16 protein-coding genes are annotated in these 14,028 nt (G+C 72.3%); 9 read left to right on the top strand and 7 right to left on the bottom strand.

Going from position 1 to position 14,028, the window contains the following annotated elements; all coding sequences use genetic code 11:
- Positions 1 to 249: 249 nt before the first annotated feature.
- The 3 genes from LNK82_RS03335 (at position 250) to LNK82_RS03325 (ending at position 2,414) form a co-directional block, all read left to right on the top strand.
- A complete protein-coding gene (locus tag LNK82_RS03335) occupies positions 250 to 1,158 on the top strand; it encodes a hypothetical protein (protein WP_230565407.1) in 909 nt (302 codons plus the stop codon).
- A 14-nt stretch (positions 1,159 to 1,172) separates the two neighbouring features.
- Complete coding sequence (locus LNK82_RS03330; RefSeq protein WP_230565406.1) at positions 1,173 to 1,637, top strand: hypothetical protein; 465 nt, start codon at positions 1,173 to 1,175, stop codon at positions 1,635 to 1,637.
- A gap of 228 nt (positions 1,638 to 1,865) precedes the next feature.
- Positions 1,866 to 2,414, top strand: coding sequence for a carboxymuconolactone decarboxylase family protein (locus LNK82_RS03325; protein WP_230565405.1), 549 nt, complete (start codon positions 1,866 to 1,868; stop codon positions 2,412 to 2,414).
- A 7-nt stretch (positions 2,415 to 2,421) separates the two neighbouring features.
- Here LNK82_RS03325 and LNK82_RS03320 read toward each other — a convergent pair whose 3' ends face one another.
- From LNK82_RS03320 to LNK82_RS03305, 4 genes are all read right to left on the bottom strand, one after another.
- The gene (locus tag LNK82_RS03320; protein ID WP_230565404.1) at positions 2,422 to 3,825 is read right to left on the bottom strand and encodes an amino acid permease; all 1,404 of its coding nucleotides are present in this window, start codon (positions 3,823 to 3,825) and stop codon (positions 2,422 to 2,424) included.
- 211 nt (positions 3,826 to 4,036) lie between these two features.
- On the bottom strand, positions 4,037 to 5,158 hold the full coding sequence (locus LNK82_RS03315; protein WP_230565403.1) for an NAD(P)/FAD-dependent oxidoreductase: 1,122 nt from the start codon (positions 5,156 to 5,158) through the stop codon (positions 4,037 to 4,039).
- Between the two features lie 84 nt (positions 5,159 to 5,242).
- A complete protein-coding gene (locus tag LNK82_RS03310) occupies positions 5,243 to 5,692 on the bottom strand; it encodes an LIC_13387 family protein (protein WP_230565402.1) in 450 nt (149 codons plus the stop codon).
- A gap of 89 nt (positions 5,693 to 5,781) precedes the next feature.
- Positions 5,782 to 6,357 (bottom strand): TetR/AcrR family transcriptional regulator, encoded by a 576-nt coding sequence (locus LNK82_RS03305; protein ID WP_230565401.1) that lies wholly within the window; start codon positions 6,355 to 6,357, stop codon positions 5,782 to 5,784.
- Positions 6,358 to 6,491: 134 nt separating this feature from the next.
- Here LNK82_RS03305 and LNK82_RS03300 point away from each other — a divergent pair, with 134 nt between their 5' ends.
- The 4 genes from LNK82_RS03300 to LNK82_RS03285 all read left to right on the top strand — a co-directional run bounded on the left by LNK82_RS03300 (position 6,492) and on the right by LNK82_RS03285 (position 11,337).
- Complete coding sequence (locus LNK82_RS03300) at positions 6,492 to 7,733, top strand: tetratricopeptide repeat protein (RefSeq protein ID WP_230565400.1); 1,242 nt, start codon at positions 6,492 to 6,494, stop codon at positions 7,731 to 7,733.
- A 356-nt stretch (positions 7,734 to 8,089) separates the two neighbouring features.
- Entirely contained in the window at positions 8,090 to 9,247 is a 1,158-nt protein-coding gene (locus tag LNK82_RS03295; RefSeq protein ID WP_268995738.1) for a glycoside hydrolase family 3 N-terminal domain-containing protein, read from the top strand.
- A gap of 57 nt (positions 9,248 to 9,304) precedes the next feature.
- The gene (locus LNK82_RS03290; protein WP_230565398.1) at positions 9,305 to 10,066 is read left to right on the top strand and encodes an SGNH/GDSL hydrolase family protein; all 762 of its coding nucleotides are present in this window, start codon (positions 9,305 to 9,307) and stop codon (positions 10,064 to 10,066) included.
- Between the two features lie 110 nt (positions 10,067 to 10,176).
- Positions 10,177 to 11,337 (top strand): hypothetical protein, encoded by a 1,161-nt coding sequence (locus LNK82_RS03285; RefSeq protein WP_230565397.1) that lies wholly within the window; start codon positions 10,177 to 10,179, stop codon positions 11,335 to 11,337.
- 79 nt (positions 11,338 to 11,416) lie between these two features.
- Here the strand turns inward: LNK82_RS03285 and LNK82_RS03280 are convergent, their stop codons facing one another.
- The 3 genes from LNK82_RS03280 to LNK82_RS03270 form a co-directional block, all read right to left on the bottom strand.
- The gene (locus LNK82_RS03280) at positions 11,417 to 11,818 is read right to left on the bottom strand and encodes a nuclear transport factor 2 family protein (protein ID WP_230565396.1); all 402 of its coding nucleotides are present in this window, start codon (positions 11,816 to 11,818) and stop codon (positions 11,417 to 11,419) included.
- Positions 11,819 to 12,155: 337 nt separating this feature from the next.
- Positions 12,156 to 12,884: a hypothetical protein gene (locus tag LNK82_RS03275; RefSeq protein ID WP_230565395.1), complete on the bottom strand. Its 729-nt coding sequence runs from the start codon at positions 12,882 to 12,884 to the stop codon at positions 12,156 to 12,158.
- Complete coding sequence (locus LNK82_RS03270) at positions 12,860 to 13,006, bottom strand: hypothetical protein (protein WP_230565394.1); 147 nt, start codon at positions 13,004 to 13,006, stop codon at positions 12,860 to 12,862. Before LNK82_RS03270 ends, LNK82_RS03275 begins: the two co-directional genes overlap by 25 nt.
- Before the next feature lie 111 nt (positions 13,007 to 13,117).
- Between LNK82_RS03270 and LNK82_RS03265 the strand changes: the two genes are divergently transcribed.
- Positions 13,118 to 13,540 carry a helix-turn-helix domain-containing protein gene (locus tag LNK82_RS03265; protein WP_230565393.1) on the top strand — a complete coding sequence of 141 codons (423 nt, stop codon included), beginning with the start codon at positions 13,118 to 13,120 and terminating at the stop codon, positions 13,538 to 13,540.
- Positions 13,537 to 14,028, top strand: a complete 492-nt coding sequence (locus tag LNK82_RS03260; protein WP_230565392.1) for a protein-tyrosine phosphatase family protein — start codon at positions 13,537 to 13,539, stop codon at positions 14,026 to 14,028. The genes LNK82_RS03265 and LNK82_RS03260 overlap by 4 nt, the downstream gene beginning before the upstream one ends.

Genomic DNA, 14,028 nt, shown 5'->3' with positions numbered 1-14,028 from the left:
TCAATGCCGCCGCCCTCGCCGGCAAGGCGCGCGCCGTCACTCATCCTGGTATCCGCGGTACTGGCATTGGCGATGATCCGGTGGTTCCGCCGGGTGTTTCCCGCGCGCCGAACGGACCCGGCGGCCGGCGCGGTCGCCCGGAGCCCGGCGGTGGCGAAGGACAGCAGCATGGAAGTTGTCGGACCGGCGCGCGGCCAAGGACATTGAGTCGACCGAAGTGCGCTCCGACCCGCAACGAGGTGAACGCCCATGACCCACCGGCCCGCCATCGGGACCGACCGCACCACCAGACCGGGACGGCTCATCGTCGGCAGCGTCATCGCCGGCGTGCTGCTGTCCGTGTTGTGGTCCTACGAGTTCGTCGACCACGTCATCGGCGCGAACGTCGCCAACGCCCTGCTCGGCGAGGACGCCGCGACCGCCTCGATCGCGGGCACCGCCGCCGGGCTGGTGTTCGCGTTCGTCTCCGGGCTCGCGGGCACGTTCACCGCGTGCAACATCGCCATGGCGGCGTCGATCGGACCGATGAGCGAAGCCGGCGGGGCGGCCCAGGGCACGCTGCGATCACTGCTGCGGCCGTTGGGCTTCTTCACCGCGGGCATGGTCGGCGTGTCGGCGGTCTATGGTGCGGTCGGCGTGCTGATCGGGCCGAGCCTGCCGCAACTGTCGAGCGCGATGGTCGGGGACATGCCGGTGCGGCTGGTGCAGTCGGCCGTCGTGTTCGGCCTCGTCGGCCTGGTCATGGCCTACCTCGGGCTCGCCGCCCTCGGCGTGCTGCCCGACGTGTTCCGCGACCGGCCGGTGGCCCGCGTGGTGGTGCTCGGCGCGCTGGTCGGCGCGTTCCTCATCGGCCGGCCGTACCCGATGTTCATCAAGCTGTTCCGCTCCGCCGTCGATTCCGGCAACCCGCTGTTCGGCGCGGGCACGTTCGTGCTCCAGTCGGTCGGCAACGTCCTGCTCGTCGCCATCGTGTTCGCGGCGCTCGCCCTCGGCACCAAGGGCCGGTTCCTGCGGTGGTTCAGCTCCAACAGCCGGCGCTCGACCGTGGTCAGCGCGGCGCTGCTCATCTCCCTCGGTGTGTTCCTGCTCGTGTACTGGGACGTCCGCGTCCCGTCGATCTTCGGGATCGGCTGGTTCCCGACCATGCCCTACAACTGACAAAGGAGCTGATCGTGTCCGCGACAATCGCTGCCTCGACGACCACGAGGTCGGAGTCACCCATCCGGAACGGGGCGTTGGCCGGGCTCGCCGGCGGCCTGGTGTTCGGGCTGTTGATGGCCGGGATCAAGTTCCTGCCGATGGTCGGCATGCTGATCGGTGTCGAGAACGCCTTCGTCGGTTTCATCGTCCACATGGTGATCTCCGCGATCTTCGGCGCCGTCTTCGGCTTCCTGACCCGCAACGTGGGCATGATCCCGCCCGTCTACATCGCCAGCATGCTCTTCGGCGCGGTCCTGTGGGTGATCGGCGCCCTGGTCATCATGCCGCTGTGGTTGAGCGTCACCGCCGATCCGATGATGAGCGAGATGGTGTTCATGGTCGGCGACGGCCAGTGGGTCAGCCTGTTCGGCCACGTGGTCGGCTACGGGCTGCCGATGGGTGCCGTGCTGCTCGCGCTGCGCGGCCACGCCAAGTAACGCCACTGCGCCCGGGTACCGTCGCACCCATCGCGGCGGGCCCGGGCCGTCCTACTGCGGGATCACGCAGTGCTGCCGTGGCACCGCCCCCCCCCCCGGGGGGGGGGGTAGCGGAGGGGGTACCCCCACCCCTGGGGGCGGGCCGGGGCCTTCATCCGGCGGTATCACGCAGTGCTGCCGTTCACCGACCGCCCCCCGAGCGGTCGGTGAACGGCTAGCGTGAACCCCATGGCACACATCGATCTCGGCATGGACGAGTCCCTGTTCCCCGGCATCCGGGGCCTGATGAAGTTCCGGCCCGAGACGGCCAAGCCGCTCAACGAGTTGGCCGAAGTCCTGCTGCGCGCGCCGAACTCCCTGCCCGCCGGTGAGCGCGAGCTGATCGCGGCCTACGTGTCGAGGTTGAACTCGTGCCGGTTCTGCGGTGACTCGCACTCGGCGTTCGCCGCCGCGCAACTCGACGAGGGCATGGCCCTGGTGGAGCAGGTGCGGGAGGACCTCGACACCGCGCCGGTGTCGGAGAAGCTGCGGGCGCTGCTGAGGATCGCGGGCGCGACGCAGCAGTCGGGCCTCAAGGTCACCATCGACCTGGTCGACGCGGCCCGGGCGCACGGCGCCACCGACGTCGAGATCCACGACACCGTGCTGATCGCGGCGGCGTTCTGCATGTTCAACCGGTACGTCGACGGCCTCGGCACGCTCGCGCTGGACGACCCGGAGGGGTACGGCGAAGCGGCCCGGCGGATCGTCGCGCACGGCTACATCGGCTCGGTGTAGGCCACGGCTACGTCGACTCGGTGTGGTCCTGCGCCTGTCGGTCACGGGCCGACCGGCGCAGCCGCACCAGCGGGTAGGACAGCAGCACCAGCGCCACGAACGGCACGCCGACCTGCCACGCCGGGCCGAACGCCTCGGTGAACGCCGTCGCCACCACCACCAGCACCACGTACAGCAGGCCCAGCACGGAGGTCACCGGCGCGCCCGGCAACCGGACCGACGCCGGCGGCAGGCCGCGGCGGGCGCGTCGGAACGCCAGGTGGCTCACGAAGATCAGCATCCACGCCGTCATGCCGCTGAACAGCGCGATGCCGAGCAGCACCGGGAACGCCGCGTCCGGCGACAGGGCGGCGGCGACCGCCGCGGCGGCCAGGCCGACGGTCGACGCGAGCACCGCGTTCACCGGGCTGCCCCGGTCGGTCACGGCGGCGAGGGCCTTCGGCGCGTAGCGGTCCAGCGCGAGCGAGTGCATCGTCCTGGACGCCAGGTACAGCGTGGTGTTCGCGGCGGACAGCGCGGCGGTGAGGATGACCAGGTTCATCAGGCCGGCGGCGGCCGGGACGCCGATCGAGGTGAACAGCGCCACGAACGGGCTCTCCGCCACCCCGTCGACCGCCGCCGCCTCCGTCCACGGCACGATCGCCACGATGATCCCGGTGGCCAGCACGTAGAACAACGCCAGCCGCAACACCACCCGCCGCGCCGCGCGCGGGATGTCGCGGACCGGGCTGCGCGACTCGGCGGCCGTCATCGCCACCGACTCCACCCCGCCGTAGCTGAACGTCGCCACGCTGACCGCGAGCAGCACGCCCACCAGACCGTTGGGCATGAACCCGCCGTGATCCGTCCACGCCGACAGCCCGGCCGCGTCCTGCCCCGGCAGCCCGAACACCACGTAGAGCACACCGAGCACCAGGAAGACGACCAACGCCGTCACCTTGACCATCGCGAACCAGTACTCGACCTCGCCGAACAGCCGCACGGCCGCGAAGTTGACCCCCAGGATCGCCACCGAGAACAGGCACACCGACGCCCACAACGGCACCTGCGGCCACCAGTACCGGACGTAGAGCCCGGCCGCGACCACCTCGCCGCCGACCGTGATCACCTGGGTCGCCCAGTAGCACCACCGCTGGACGTACCCGACCAACGGCCCCGCGTACCGCGCGCCGACCGCACCGAACCCACCCGCCTCCGGGTGCACCACGACCATCTCGGCGACCGCGTAGGCCACCGCGACCGCCGCCAGCGCCCCGACCAGGTAGACCACCACGACCGCCGGGCCGGCCATGGAGATGGCGAGGCTGGAGCCGAGGAACAGCCCGGTGCCGATGGTGCCGCCGAGCGAGATCATGCCGATCTGGCGGCTGGTCAGCTGCCGGAGCAGCCCGCCGTTCTCGTGGTCCGCCAAGGCAGTCCTCCGGTGCCGCACGGTCCGCGGGCAGCGCGACAGTGCCACTCCCCCGTCGGCCGCGCCATCGACCGCCGAGTCGCCACTACGGCTGACCGAAGGCCGCTTGTCGGGTGCGCACGTCCGCGAGGTGGTGCCGCGCGGCCGTCCCGTCCGCCGAGACCCGGCACGATCACGTGGCGGAGCCTGTGCGGTCGGGCTCGTGCGGTCCTCACCGGACGGTGGCGGCCCGCTCGAAGCGGAACGGGGCCAGGGCGTCGCCGCGGTCCTCGCCCAAGGCCTCGGCCGCGACCAGGTCACCCGCGTGCAGGCTCAAGGTCGCGCCGCTGTGCGAGACCGCGAAGTGGAAGTTCGGCAGCTCGACCACCCGGCCCAGCACCGGCAGGCCGTCGGACGGGATGGGCCGCTCACCGACCCGGACGCTCTCCACCGGCGCCGCGCCGATGCCGGGGTACAGCGCACGGCTCGCCTCGACCACCTCGTCCACGGCCGACGGGTCCACGCTGATCTCACCGGTGTCGGACACGCGGGCCGCGTCGTCGACCTCTGGGGTGTGCAGCAGCAGCCGTCCGCCGCCGTCCGGCCGCAGGTGGACGTGCGGCGCGTGGACGACCCGCGCCACCGCCACCGCGACGGGCGAGGTGTAGACGAGCACGCCACGGGTGTTGCGCATGGGCAGCGCCAACCCGGCCAGTTCCGCGATCCGCGCGGCTTGCGGCCCCGCGCAGTCCACCACCGCGTCGACGGGCAGCCGCCGTCCCGAGGCGAGCCGGACCGCCCGCACCGCGCCCGCCGCCACCTCCAGGTCCGTCACCGCGTCGTCGCGCACGACCTCCGCGCCCGCGGCGACCGCCGTCGACAGCAGGTGCCCGATCAGCCGGGTCGGCTCGACCCAGCCCTCGCGCGGGAAGTACGCGATCCCGTCGTCGGGCAGCGCGGCCGGGTCCAGGTCGGGTTCGAGGTCCAACGCCTCGGCCCGGCTGAGCCACCGCGCCTCGTAGCCGTAGTCGAGGACGGCAGCGACCTTCCGGCTCAGCTCGTCCCGGTCGGCGTCGGTGGCTGCCCACTCCAGGTTGCCGGTCTCGTGGTACCAGTCGCTGTGCGGCACGTCGGCCGCCAGCCGCCGGTGGGCTTCCATGCCGGTGACGTTGAAGTCGTGGTACGAGCGGGGTTGCTTGCCGCAGGAGTTCGTCCACGAGAACGTCGCACCGGACGTGCCACCGCCGGGCGCGCCCGCGTCGACCACGGTGACCCGGGCGCCCCTCCTCGTCAGCGAGGCGGCCACCGCCGCGCCGTAGACACCCGCACCGATGACGACCACGTGCGCGACCATGCCGTCCTGCCTCCCGTGATCAGCCGGAGCTGTTCTCCTTGTGGCACTTCCGGTATAGCACGCGGTCGTGTCGCGTTCGGGTGGTCATGCGGGCCGCGCGGAAACTTCCGGGTGGGCCGTGGCGAGGACTCGACCGAACGCCACGCAGGCGATCGTGAACAGCACGATGGGCGGCGCCGGCAGCAACCACACGGACAGGCCGAGCACGACCAGGGACGCCACCAGGCACAGGCCGCTCAACGATCGCGACCGCGTGACCAGGTCGGGGGCCGACCGCGCGACGAGCAGGCACACCAGCCCGCCGAAGACGAGCGCGGCGGCCATGACGAGCGACATGCCCCGGTCGAGGTCGAGCAGGCTGCGCCGGACACCGGCGATCTCCGTGCCGTACTCCCGCATCGCCACGAGCGCGGAACTCGCGGCGGGATCCTCGGGGAGTGACGCCAACAATGCCGCGGTGGCCAGGTGGCCGACACCCGTGACGACCCACGCCCACGCGCCGATCCGGAACACCTTCAACCCCCGGTGCGCCATGGCTCCGACCACCCTCCCCGTTGTCCATGCAGGACTGCATGTTTGATCCGTACAGTCCTGTATGTCAAACGACGTGACCGGGCACACGCCTAGCGGACGGCCGCCAACTGGTCGATGAGGTGCTTCAAGCCCGCACGGCCGCGCGGACCCTCCACCGCGACCTCGGGCACCACCCCGGCGGCGACGCGGCGCAGCTCCGCCCAGCCGAGGTACGCGGCGTACGCCAGGACCGCCTGTCGACGTGCCACCGCGGGCGTCAGGCCGAGGTCGGCGTAGACCTCGGCGAGGAACGCGATCCGCCGCTCGATCACCCTGGTCAGCACCGGTGCGATCACGGGGTGGTCGGCGTGCGCCACGAGTGCGGGCTCCAGGCCGGGGACGACCTCCGCGCCGAGCGCCGTCCGCAGCCCCTCGCGGAGCTTGTCCTCCGGGTCGTCGAGCGAAGCGAGCCGGGCGATGAAGTCGGCCGTGGTGCGCTGCTCCCACAGCTCCACGGCCGCCACGAGCAGCGCGTCGCGGTCCTTGAAGTGCCAGTAGAAGCTGCCGCGCGTGATGCCGAGCCCGCCGGCGAGCACGTCGACGGCCACCGCCGCCACCCCGCCCCGGGCCAGGGCGCGCAGCGCCGCCATCGTCCAGTCCTCGCGGGTGACGCGTCCTCTCGCCATGGCCCGAACAGTAGTGTCCGGTCCGGGTGGGCGGTCGGCGGCGCGCAAAAGTTTCACTACAGCGCAGCGAAATACTCCGACCGCCATTCACGCGCGCCGATCGTGGCCTCAATCACACCCGCTAGCATGCGCTGATGAGCGATTCCGGTTTCGTCCTGCGTCGACGTCACCTGGCATTGCCCGAGAGCACCGTCTCGCTCACCGAGATAACCGCACGCGCGGACCGGACACCCCGGTTCGAGTTGTTCCGGCTGCTGGTGCGACTGCTCGTCGACCGCGACGGGATGGTCCTGCTGTCCGGTCCGGTCGACTGGCGTGAACTGCGCGAACGGCACCCGGACGCCGCCCGGTGGCACGAGGCGTCCCGGCCGGCGGACCTGGCCAACTCGCTGGGACCGCGGTTCTCCTGCGTCCGCCTGGACGACCTGTTCCGCGACGCGCACGAGGATTTCGTCACCGTGGACGAGCACGGCGTGGTGGTCACCCGCGCCCAACGCCTTCGCCGATTACCCTCGGGACGGCCGCTGTTCATCCGGTTCCCCGCGCACTTCCCGCTGGTCATCGGATCCGACGAAGCCATTGCCCGACTGGTGCCCGCCGAACTGTCGCCGAACGTCCACCGGGCCCGCGACACCCGTGTCGACTACGCCGCATTCCACCACTTGTGGCACGGCCCGCCGCCGGCGGCGTACTTCGGCGTCGACAACCTCCTCCGAGCACAAGAGGAGTGGAATACCCTCTTTCTCGCCTGCGGAATCGGGAAAACGCTCGGCCGCAGGCACGCGAAAGCCGTCCTCAACGGCGACGGGCGCGACTTCTCCGGCACCCTGCTCGACGATGCCACACCCGTCGACGGCGAACACGCGATCACCCTCGTCCCGGAACCCGCGGACGCGCAGTGCGCCGCCGACATAGCGCCGTTCCTGCCGGCGATGAACCGCGCGCGATGGCTGTCCTTCCGCGCCGGCTACCTCTACCGCAGGCCCGCGGGCCTTGGCGTCCTCGACCTCATGGAGCACGGCGACGCCACCGGCTGGGCGCAGGCGGCCAGGGACGACGACTGGGCAGCGGCGCGAGCCCTCGCCGACGCCCAGCTCGCCGACGGCCCGCCGGACCCCCGGCTCACCGGGGCGTGGGACCGGATCGCCCGCCAGGCCCTGGTCGACCCGCCGACCATCCGCGAGGACGAGCTGGCACTGAACGTGGCCCGCGCCCTGGCCCTCACCGGGCGGGACGACGAGGCAGCCGCCCTGTGCCGTCGCGTGGTGACCGAGCGCACCGCCCGTCTCGGCGCCGACCACCCCGACACCAGGGACGCGGCCTCGCTCACCGGCGGTGACGCGCCGCGACCGAAACGGCGGTGGTGGCGCCTCTGACCGGCGGAAAAGGCGAAACCACAAACATCATCGCGACCCATCGGCCCGATGAAGATTCACATTCCGGAATCACGATCTCCAGTGCCTGACAAAACGTGGCCGTTCAGGCACGACCCGGGCAACGGATACCATGGCCGTGATGCCTCGTGACGCGGAATGTGAATGTGGTCTCGGTTGCGCTGGGGTTGCGGCCCCGGATGGCCGGCCGCACGATGGGCAACTCACCGCCGAGCGGGCGAGGACGTGGGAGTGGGCACTGTGCACGCGGTAACGCACCGACTGGGTCGACACCCGTCGGAAGACGGAAGCGACCGCCGGTGAGGCGCGCCGGTGGCCGCGGGCTCGGCACCTCGGCGATGCTGCTGTTCGTGGCGATCGGCGCGTTGGTCGCCGGGTCGTTGGCCGTGGTGACCTCGGCGCGCAGCGACCGGCCGACGCAGCCCGCCGCCCTGTCGACGTCGTCCTCCAGCGTGGCGCCGCCATCGCCGTCGTCCACGACGGTCGAGCCGCCCCCTCCGGTGGTGGACCCGTGCGCGGAGAAGGTCGCCTCGCTGCCGTTGCGGGCCCGGCTGGCGCAGTCGCTCGTCGTCGGGGTGGACCCGCGCGGGCCCGCCGACGCCCTCAGCGTGGTGCGGAACGAGCAGGTGGGCGGGATCTTCATCGGCGGTGACGACGTCGGCCTGCTCAGCGCCGGCGCGCTCGCGCCCGTGCACGCCGCCGCCGCCCTCCCGCTGACCGTCGCCGTGGACGACGAGGGCGGGCGGGTCCAGCGGCTGGAAGCGCTGGACGGCTCGATGCCCAGCGCCCGGCGGATGGCGGCCGACCTGTCGCCGGACGAGGTCCGCGCGGTGGCCCGTGACCGAGGTCTCGCCCTGCGCGAGCGCGGCGTGACCACCGACCTCGCACCCGTGCTGGACACTAGCGGCCAACCCGACCGCACGGTCATCGGCGACCGGTCGTTCAGCCCCGACCCGAACACCGCGCTGGGGTACGCGCTGGCGTTCGCCGAGGGGTTGCACACCGCGGGCGTCACGCCGGTGGTCAAGCACTTCCCCGGGCACGGCAACACAACCGGTGACTCGCACCTCGGCGCGGTCACCTCGCCCCCGCTGGCCGCGCTGCGCGACACCGACCTCGTCCCGTACCGGCACCTGCCGCGGTTCGGCGACGTGGTGGTGATGCTCGGCCACATCGACGTGCCCGGCCTGACCGGCGGCGTGCCCGCCACCCTCAGCCCGGAGGCGTACGCGCTGCTGCGCGGCGAGTTCGGCTTCACGGGCCCCGCGATGACCGACGACCTGGGCGCGATGCGCGCGGTGACGGACCGGGTCGGCCTGCCCGACGCGGTCACGCAGGCGCTCGCGGCCGGCGCGGACATCGCGCTGTGGTCCTCGGGCGGCCGGGTGGGCGAGGTGCTCGACCACCTGGAAGGCGCGGTCGCCTCGGGCGCCCTGCCGCCGGCCCGCGTGGACGAAGCCGCCCGCCGGGTGCTCGCCGCCAAGCAGGTGTGCTGAGTCACGCCAGGACGCCTCATATGCTGGCGGTGACGTCCAGCAGGGGAGGCACCGGCAGTGCGATACGTGGCCATCGGCGACAGCTTCACCGAAGGGGTCGGCGACGAGCGCCCCGACGGCACGCCAAGGGGTTGGGCCGACCTGGTGGCGGAGGGACTGGCCGTCGCGCTCGGCGAGACCGTCCACTACGCCAACCTCGCCGTCCGGGGACGCCTGCTGGAGCCGATCGCCACCAGCCAGCTCGACGCGGCGCTGGCCCTCTCGCCCGCGCCCACGATGCTCACCCTCAACGGCGGCGGCAACGACATGATGCGGCCCGGGGTCGACCTGGCGCGGCTGGTCCGGCTGACCAAGCAGGCGATCGAGCGCTGCGCGTCGGCCGGGGTGCGGTTGGTGCTGCTCAGCGGGGCCGACCCGTCGCAGCGGCTGCCGTTCGGCCGCACCGTCCACCGCCGGGGCGTGGTGCTGACGGCGGCGATCGCCGAGCTGGCCGCGCGGCACGACGTCCTGCTCGTGGACGCGTTCAACGACGTCGAGGTCCGCCGGGCCGAGTACTGGTCGCCGGACCGGCTGCACCTCAACGCCGCCGGCCACCGACGGGTCGCGTCCCTCGTGCTCAAGGCCCTCGGGCACGTCACGGAGGCGCACGCGATCGACCCGGGCCCCGCCGTCCGCCGCAGCCTGCTCGCCGAGACCCGCTACTACCGCGAGCACGTCCTGCCGTGGGTGAACCGCCGGATCCGGGGCATCTCGTCCGGTGACGACGTGACCGGCAAGCACCCCGACTGGGTGCCCGTCGACGCCAGGCCGCTCGTCTGACGCCTGCCGCGGGAGGTCGTGGCACCGCGAGGCCGGCCCGTTGCGTGGAGTGCCCGACCACCGCCATGATGACGGTTCGTCAGTACTCAACCAACAATGGTGGTGGCCTGGTGAACAAGTACCGGATGGTGGTCGCCGGGCTCGCGGCGGCGCTGGTCGCGAGCATCGCACCGGCCGCGCCCGCGCAGGCGGCGACGACCCTGCCCGCGACGAACTTCCGCCTCAAGGCCACCGCCTACTCGGGGCTGATCGACGACCTGGACGCCGCGCTGCCCAACGTCAGCGTGCCGACCGTCGTCGGCGACGGCAACCGCGCCGCCACCTCGTGCTCCCCCGCGGCGGCCAACCGCGTGGCCGCGTTCTGCTGGAACAGCGGTGACGACGACGTCGCGTACTGGGTGCCGCAGGGCATCACGACGACCGCGGACGCGTACGGGGAGGCGACCTACGAGGGTTCGACCGCGGTCCTGGTCAGCTGGTACGACAACGGCACGGACGGGATCGACCGGGGCATCCGGGTCTCCTTCGTCGACTACGCCACCCCGTCCGCGCCGACCTACCGCCACGTGCTGCTGGTCGAGCCGTACACCACCAGCGCGGGCCAGGCGTCGTTCCGGCCGATCAACCTGCACGCCGGTGGCATGTTCTGGTACGGCCACCACCTCTACGTCGCGTCCACGAGCAGCGGCTTCCGGGTGTTCGACCTGCGGCACCTCTGGCAGACCAGCACCACCAACGGCTCGGCGATCGGCCGCCAGGCCGACGGCAGCTACCAGGCCTACGGGTACAAGTACGTGCTGCCGCAGGTGTTCGCCTACAACCAGTCGACCACCAACGGGCACTCGCCCATCCGGTTCTCGTTCGCCTCGCTGGACCGCACCAGCACGCCGGACAGCGTGGTCGTCGGCGAGTACGCCAACCCCGGCGCGGGCAGCCGGCTGTTCCGCTTCCCCATCGACTACACCACCCGGATGCTCACCACGGCTTCGGACGGCTACGCGCACGCGAGCGAGGCCTACGAGGTGTCGGTGCAGAGCATGCAGGGCGCGACCGCGATCAACGGCAAGTTCTACCTCTCCACCAGCGACGGCAGCGGCAACGCGGGCGACCTGGCCACGTTCAAGCCCGGCGGCTCGGTCGTCGTGCACCACGACGTGCTGCCGATCGGGCCGGAGGACTTCTCCTACTGGCCCGCCAAGGGGCAGCTCTGGTCGCTGACCGAGTACGCCGGCAGCCGTTCGGTGTTCGCGGTCCGCGCCTCCGCGTACTAGGCCGTGCCTCGGAGTCACGCGGTTCCTGCCACTTGCCACAACGTCAAGTCCGGCGGGTCCGCGCCTTCCCGGTGCCGGGTCAGAGTGCGGCCAACGGAAGGTCCATGATGCCGGTGGCCTGCGACCAGACACAACGCCACGTGCCGTCGGCATTGGTGTAGACGTCGGTGTGCCAGGCATCGTGCCGCGGGATGTCCGCGCCGTCGACGGTGAGTTCGATGGCGCACCGGTAGCGGAGAACGACGACGTCGGTGCCGACGATGGCGTCCACGTCGCCGGTCAGCCCCAGTTCCCGGTAGGCGACCCGCCCGGTGGTGAGGAGATCCAGGTACTCGGCCTTCGTCCACACGGTGCCGGTCGGGTTGCACAACCGGTACTCCGCGGCGTGCAAGCGGTCGTAGGTGCCGCGATCCACGTCGAGGAGACACTGGATCCGATCCTGCTCAGCCTTGATCACTTGGCCGGCCACATCGTCGGTCATTCCCGCTCCTGTTCACTCGTTCGGTTCTGGTCGGCGACACGTGCGCCTACAACCGGGCCAGAAGGTGCAGAGGTGGTCTGTCGCTGACGCCAGCTGCGCCGGTGCCGAGCTCTTGAGCATGGCCGTCGGCTACACGGTATCGGGGGCCCACGACGACTGTTGTCGCTGGTGATCACCGCCGGACAGCGCGGCGACCCCCTCGGTTTCAGGTGGTCCTGGGCCGCATCCGGGTCGTTCGGGCAGTGGGCAGGCCAAGGACGTGCCGGTGGCCGACCACCAGCCTTCGACCCGCGGCCCTACAAGCAGCGCCACGCCGTGGAGTGCGGGATCAACCGACTCAACGCAACCGCCGCCCCAGACCGGGCGAACTCCCGTCACAGGGTCGGCAGCGCCCGGTCGGCCGGCGTGCCCAGCAGCACGTAGGACGGCGCGAAGCCCGGCGGGACCGCGAAGCAGAGCAGCGTGGTGCGGTGCCCGGAGCGGACGCCGCCCCGGTGAGCGCACCCAGGGCGCCCGCGCAGTCGTCCACGCGGACCGGTGCGCCGTGCTCGTCGGCCACCAACCGCACCGCGACCGGCTCCCCTGCGGTCGACCTGGTCTCCTCGACCACCAGGGTCAGCACCTGGAACTCGCTCATCCACCGCGCCGCGCCCTCCGGTGCGCCGCGCCGGACTTCGAGCACGCGAACCGCGGCGTCCCCGGACCGCGCGACCGCGCCCCGCCCGGCCACCGGCGGCGGCGCACCGGTCCGCAGTTCCACCTGCGTCAGGTCGGTCACCGGCGCGGTCGTCGCGCTGTCGAACGCCCCACGGCCGAATCCGCCCGGTGCGAGGACCATCGCCGCGGCGAGCACCGCACCCGCCACCGTGTACAGCACCTTCGTCCTGAACCCCCGCCCGTGCCGCCGCCCGGCCCGGACCAGCACCCAGCCCGCGACCAGCACCGCTGCCGCGCCCACCGGCATCAGCACGGCCTTCGCCGCCAGGTCGTGGAACTCCACCAGGCCGCCGTCGGCCACGCGCACCGCCAGCACCCGGTCCGTCAGCGACGACAGCCGCACCACCACCGGAGACCGAACTCCTCCTCGCCGGGCAACCGCATCGCACGCCCGCCCTCGACCACCAGCAGCACCGCTGCCGCCACGACCTTGCGAGCGCCGTCCGCGGGCGGTTCCCGGAGCAGGACCACCGCAACCCTCCCCAAAGCGATCAAGCTCAACGTAGTGACGATGAAGAGTGACGTGCAGCAGGTGACGCAAACTTCGCTATAGTGCTTCTCCATGCGGAGCGATACGTAATGATGACGCAAGATTGGTACTCGATCGAGCAGGTCGCCGAGCGCCTCGGTCTGCACGTGGCCACGGTCCGGGGCTACGTGCGCGACGGCCGGCTGAACGCGGTGCGCATCGGGAAGCAGTACCGCGTCGCCCGGGCCGACTTCGAGGCGCTGACCGGTCGGCCCGCCGACCACGGCGAGCGCGAACGGCGGCTCGACGTCTCCGCCGTCCTCGACGTCGACGGCATCGACGCCGAGACCGCGGACCGGTTCACCGCCCTGCTCAACGGCCTGCCGACCGGCCCGCTGGGCAAGCCGGTGCTGCACCTGCACGCGGTGCACGACGCGGAGCGAGCCCGGCTGAAGGTGCTCACCACCGGCGAGGCGCGGGCCACCGCGGAGGTCCTGCGGCTGGTCGCCGCGCTGGTGGAGGAGGAAACGGCATGAGCGAGCCGTTCACCGGAGCCATCGCCCTACCGGACGGCACGGTCGTCCGCGGGCGAGGCCGGCGCGAGCCCTTCCCGGCAGGTCCGCTGCCGGACTTCGGCCTGTACCTGGGCCACCCACCCGACGCCCGGCACGGCGGCCTCGGCCGACTGCTCCGCCGGCGTGCCACGTGGCAGCCCGACTGGCCGGCGGACTGGATCGCCTGGCCGGACTTCCGCACACCTCGCGACCACCGGGACGCGGCGGCGAAGATCACCGGCGCGTACCGCCTCGCCCGCTCCGGGCGGCGCGTCGAGGTCGCGTGCACGGGCGGCACGGGCCGGACGGGCACCGTGATCGCCTGCCTGGCGGTCCTGGCCGGCCACCCCGCCGACGACGCGGTCGCCTGGACCCGCCACCACTACCGCCCACGCGCGGTCGAGACACCGGGGCAGCGGCGGTGGATAGCCTGGTTCGCCCACCACCACGACAGCCCCGAGGAGACGTGA

The organism is Saccharothrix luteola (assembly GCF_020859565.1).
Taxonomy (GTDB): Bacteria; Actinomycetota; Actinomycetes; order Mycobacteriales; family Pseudonocardiaceae; genus Actinosynnema; species Actinosynnema luteola.
This window is presented reverse-complemented; position numbering and strand designations above follow the sequence as displayed.

Excerpts from the sequence above, each read along its gene's own strand:
- LNK82_RS03335 (WP_230565407.1), top strand. The coding sequence starts at position 250 with ATGACCCACCGGCCCGCCATCGGGACCGACCGCACCACCAGACCGGGA.
- LNK82_RS03325 (WP_230565405.1), top strand. The coding sequence starts at position 1,866 with ATGGCACACATCGATCTCGGCATGGACGAGTCCCTGTTCCCCGGCATC.
- LNK82_RS03315 (WP_230565403.1), bottom strand. The coding sequence starts at position 5,158 with ATGGTCGCGCACGTGGTCGTCATCGGTGCGGGTGTCTACGGCGCGGCG.
- LNK82_RS03310 (WP_230565402.1), bottom strand. The coding sequence starts at position 5,692 with ATGGCGCACCGGGGGTTGAAGGTGTTCCGGATCGGCGCGTGGGCGTGG.
- LNK82_RS03305 (WP_230565401.1), bottom strand. The coding sequence starts at position 6,357 with ATGGCGAGAGGACGCGTCACCCGCGAGGACTGGACGATGGCGGCGCTG.
- LNK82_RS03300 (WP_230565400.1), top strand. The coding sequence starts at position 6,492 with ATGAGCGATTCCGGTTTCGTCCTGCGTCGACGTCACCTGGCATTGCCC.
- LNK82_RS03295 (WP_268995738.1), top strand. The coding sequence starts at position 8,090 with ATGCTGCTGTTCGTGGCGATCGGCGCGTTGGTCGCCGGGTCGTTGGCC.
- LNK82_RS03280 (WP_230565396.1), bottom strand. The coding sequence starts at position 11,818 with ATGACCGACGATGTGGCCGGCCAAGTGATCAAGGCTGAGCAGGATCGG.
- LNK82_RS03265 (WP_230565393.1), top strand. The coding sequence starts at position 13,118 with ATGACGCAAGATTGGTACTCGATCGAGCAGGTCGCCGAGCGCCTCGGT.
- LNK82_RS03260 (WP_230565392.1), top strand. The coding sequence starts at position 13,537 with ATGAGCGAGCCGTTCACCGGAGCCATCGCCCTACCGGACGGCACGGTC.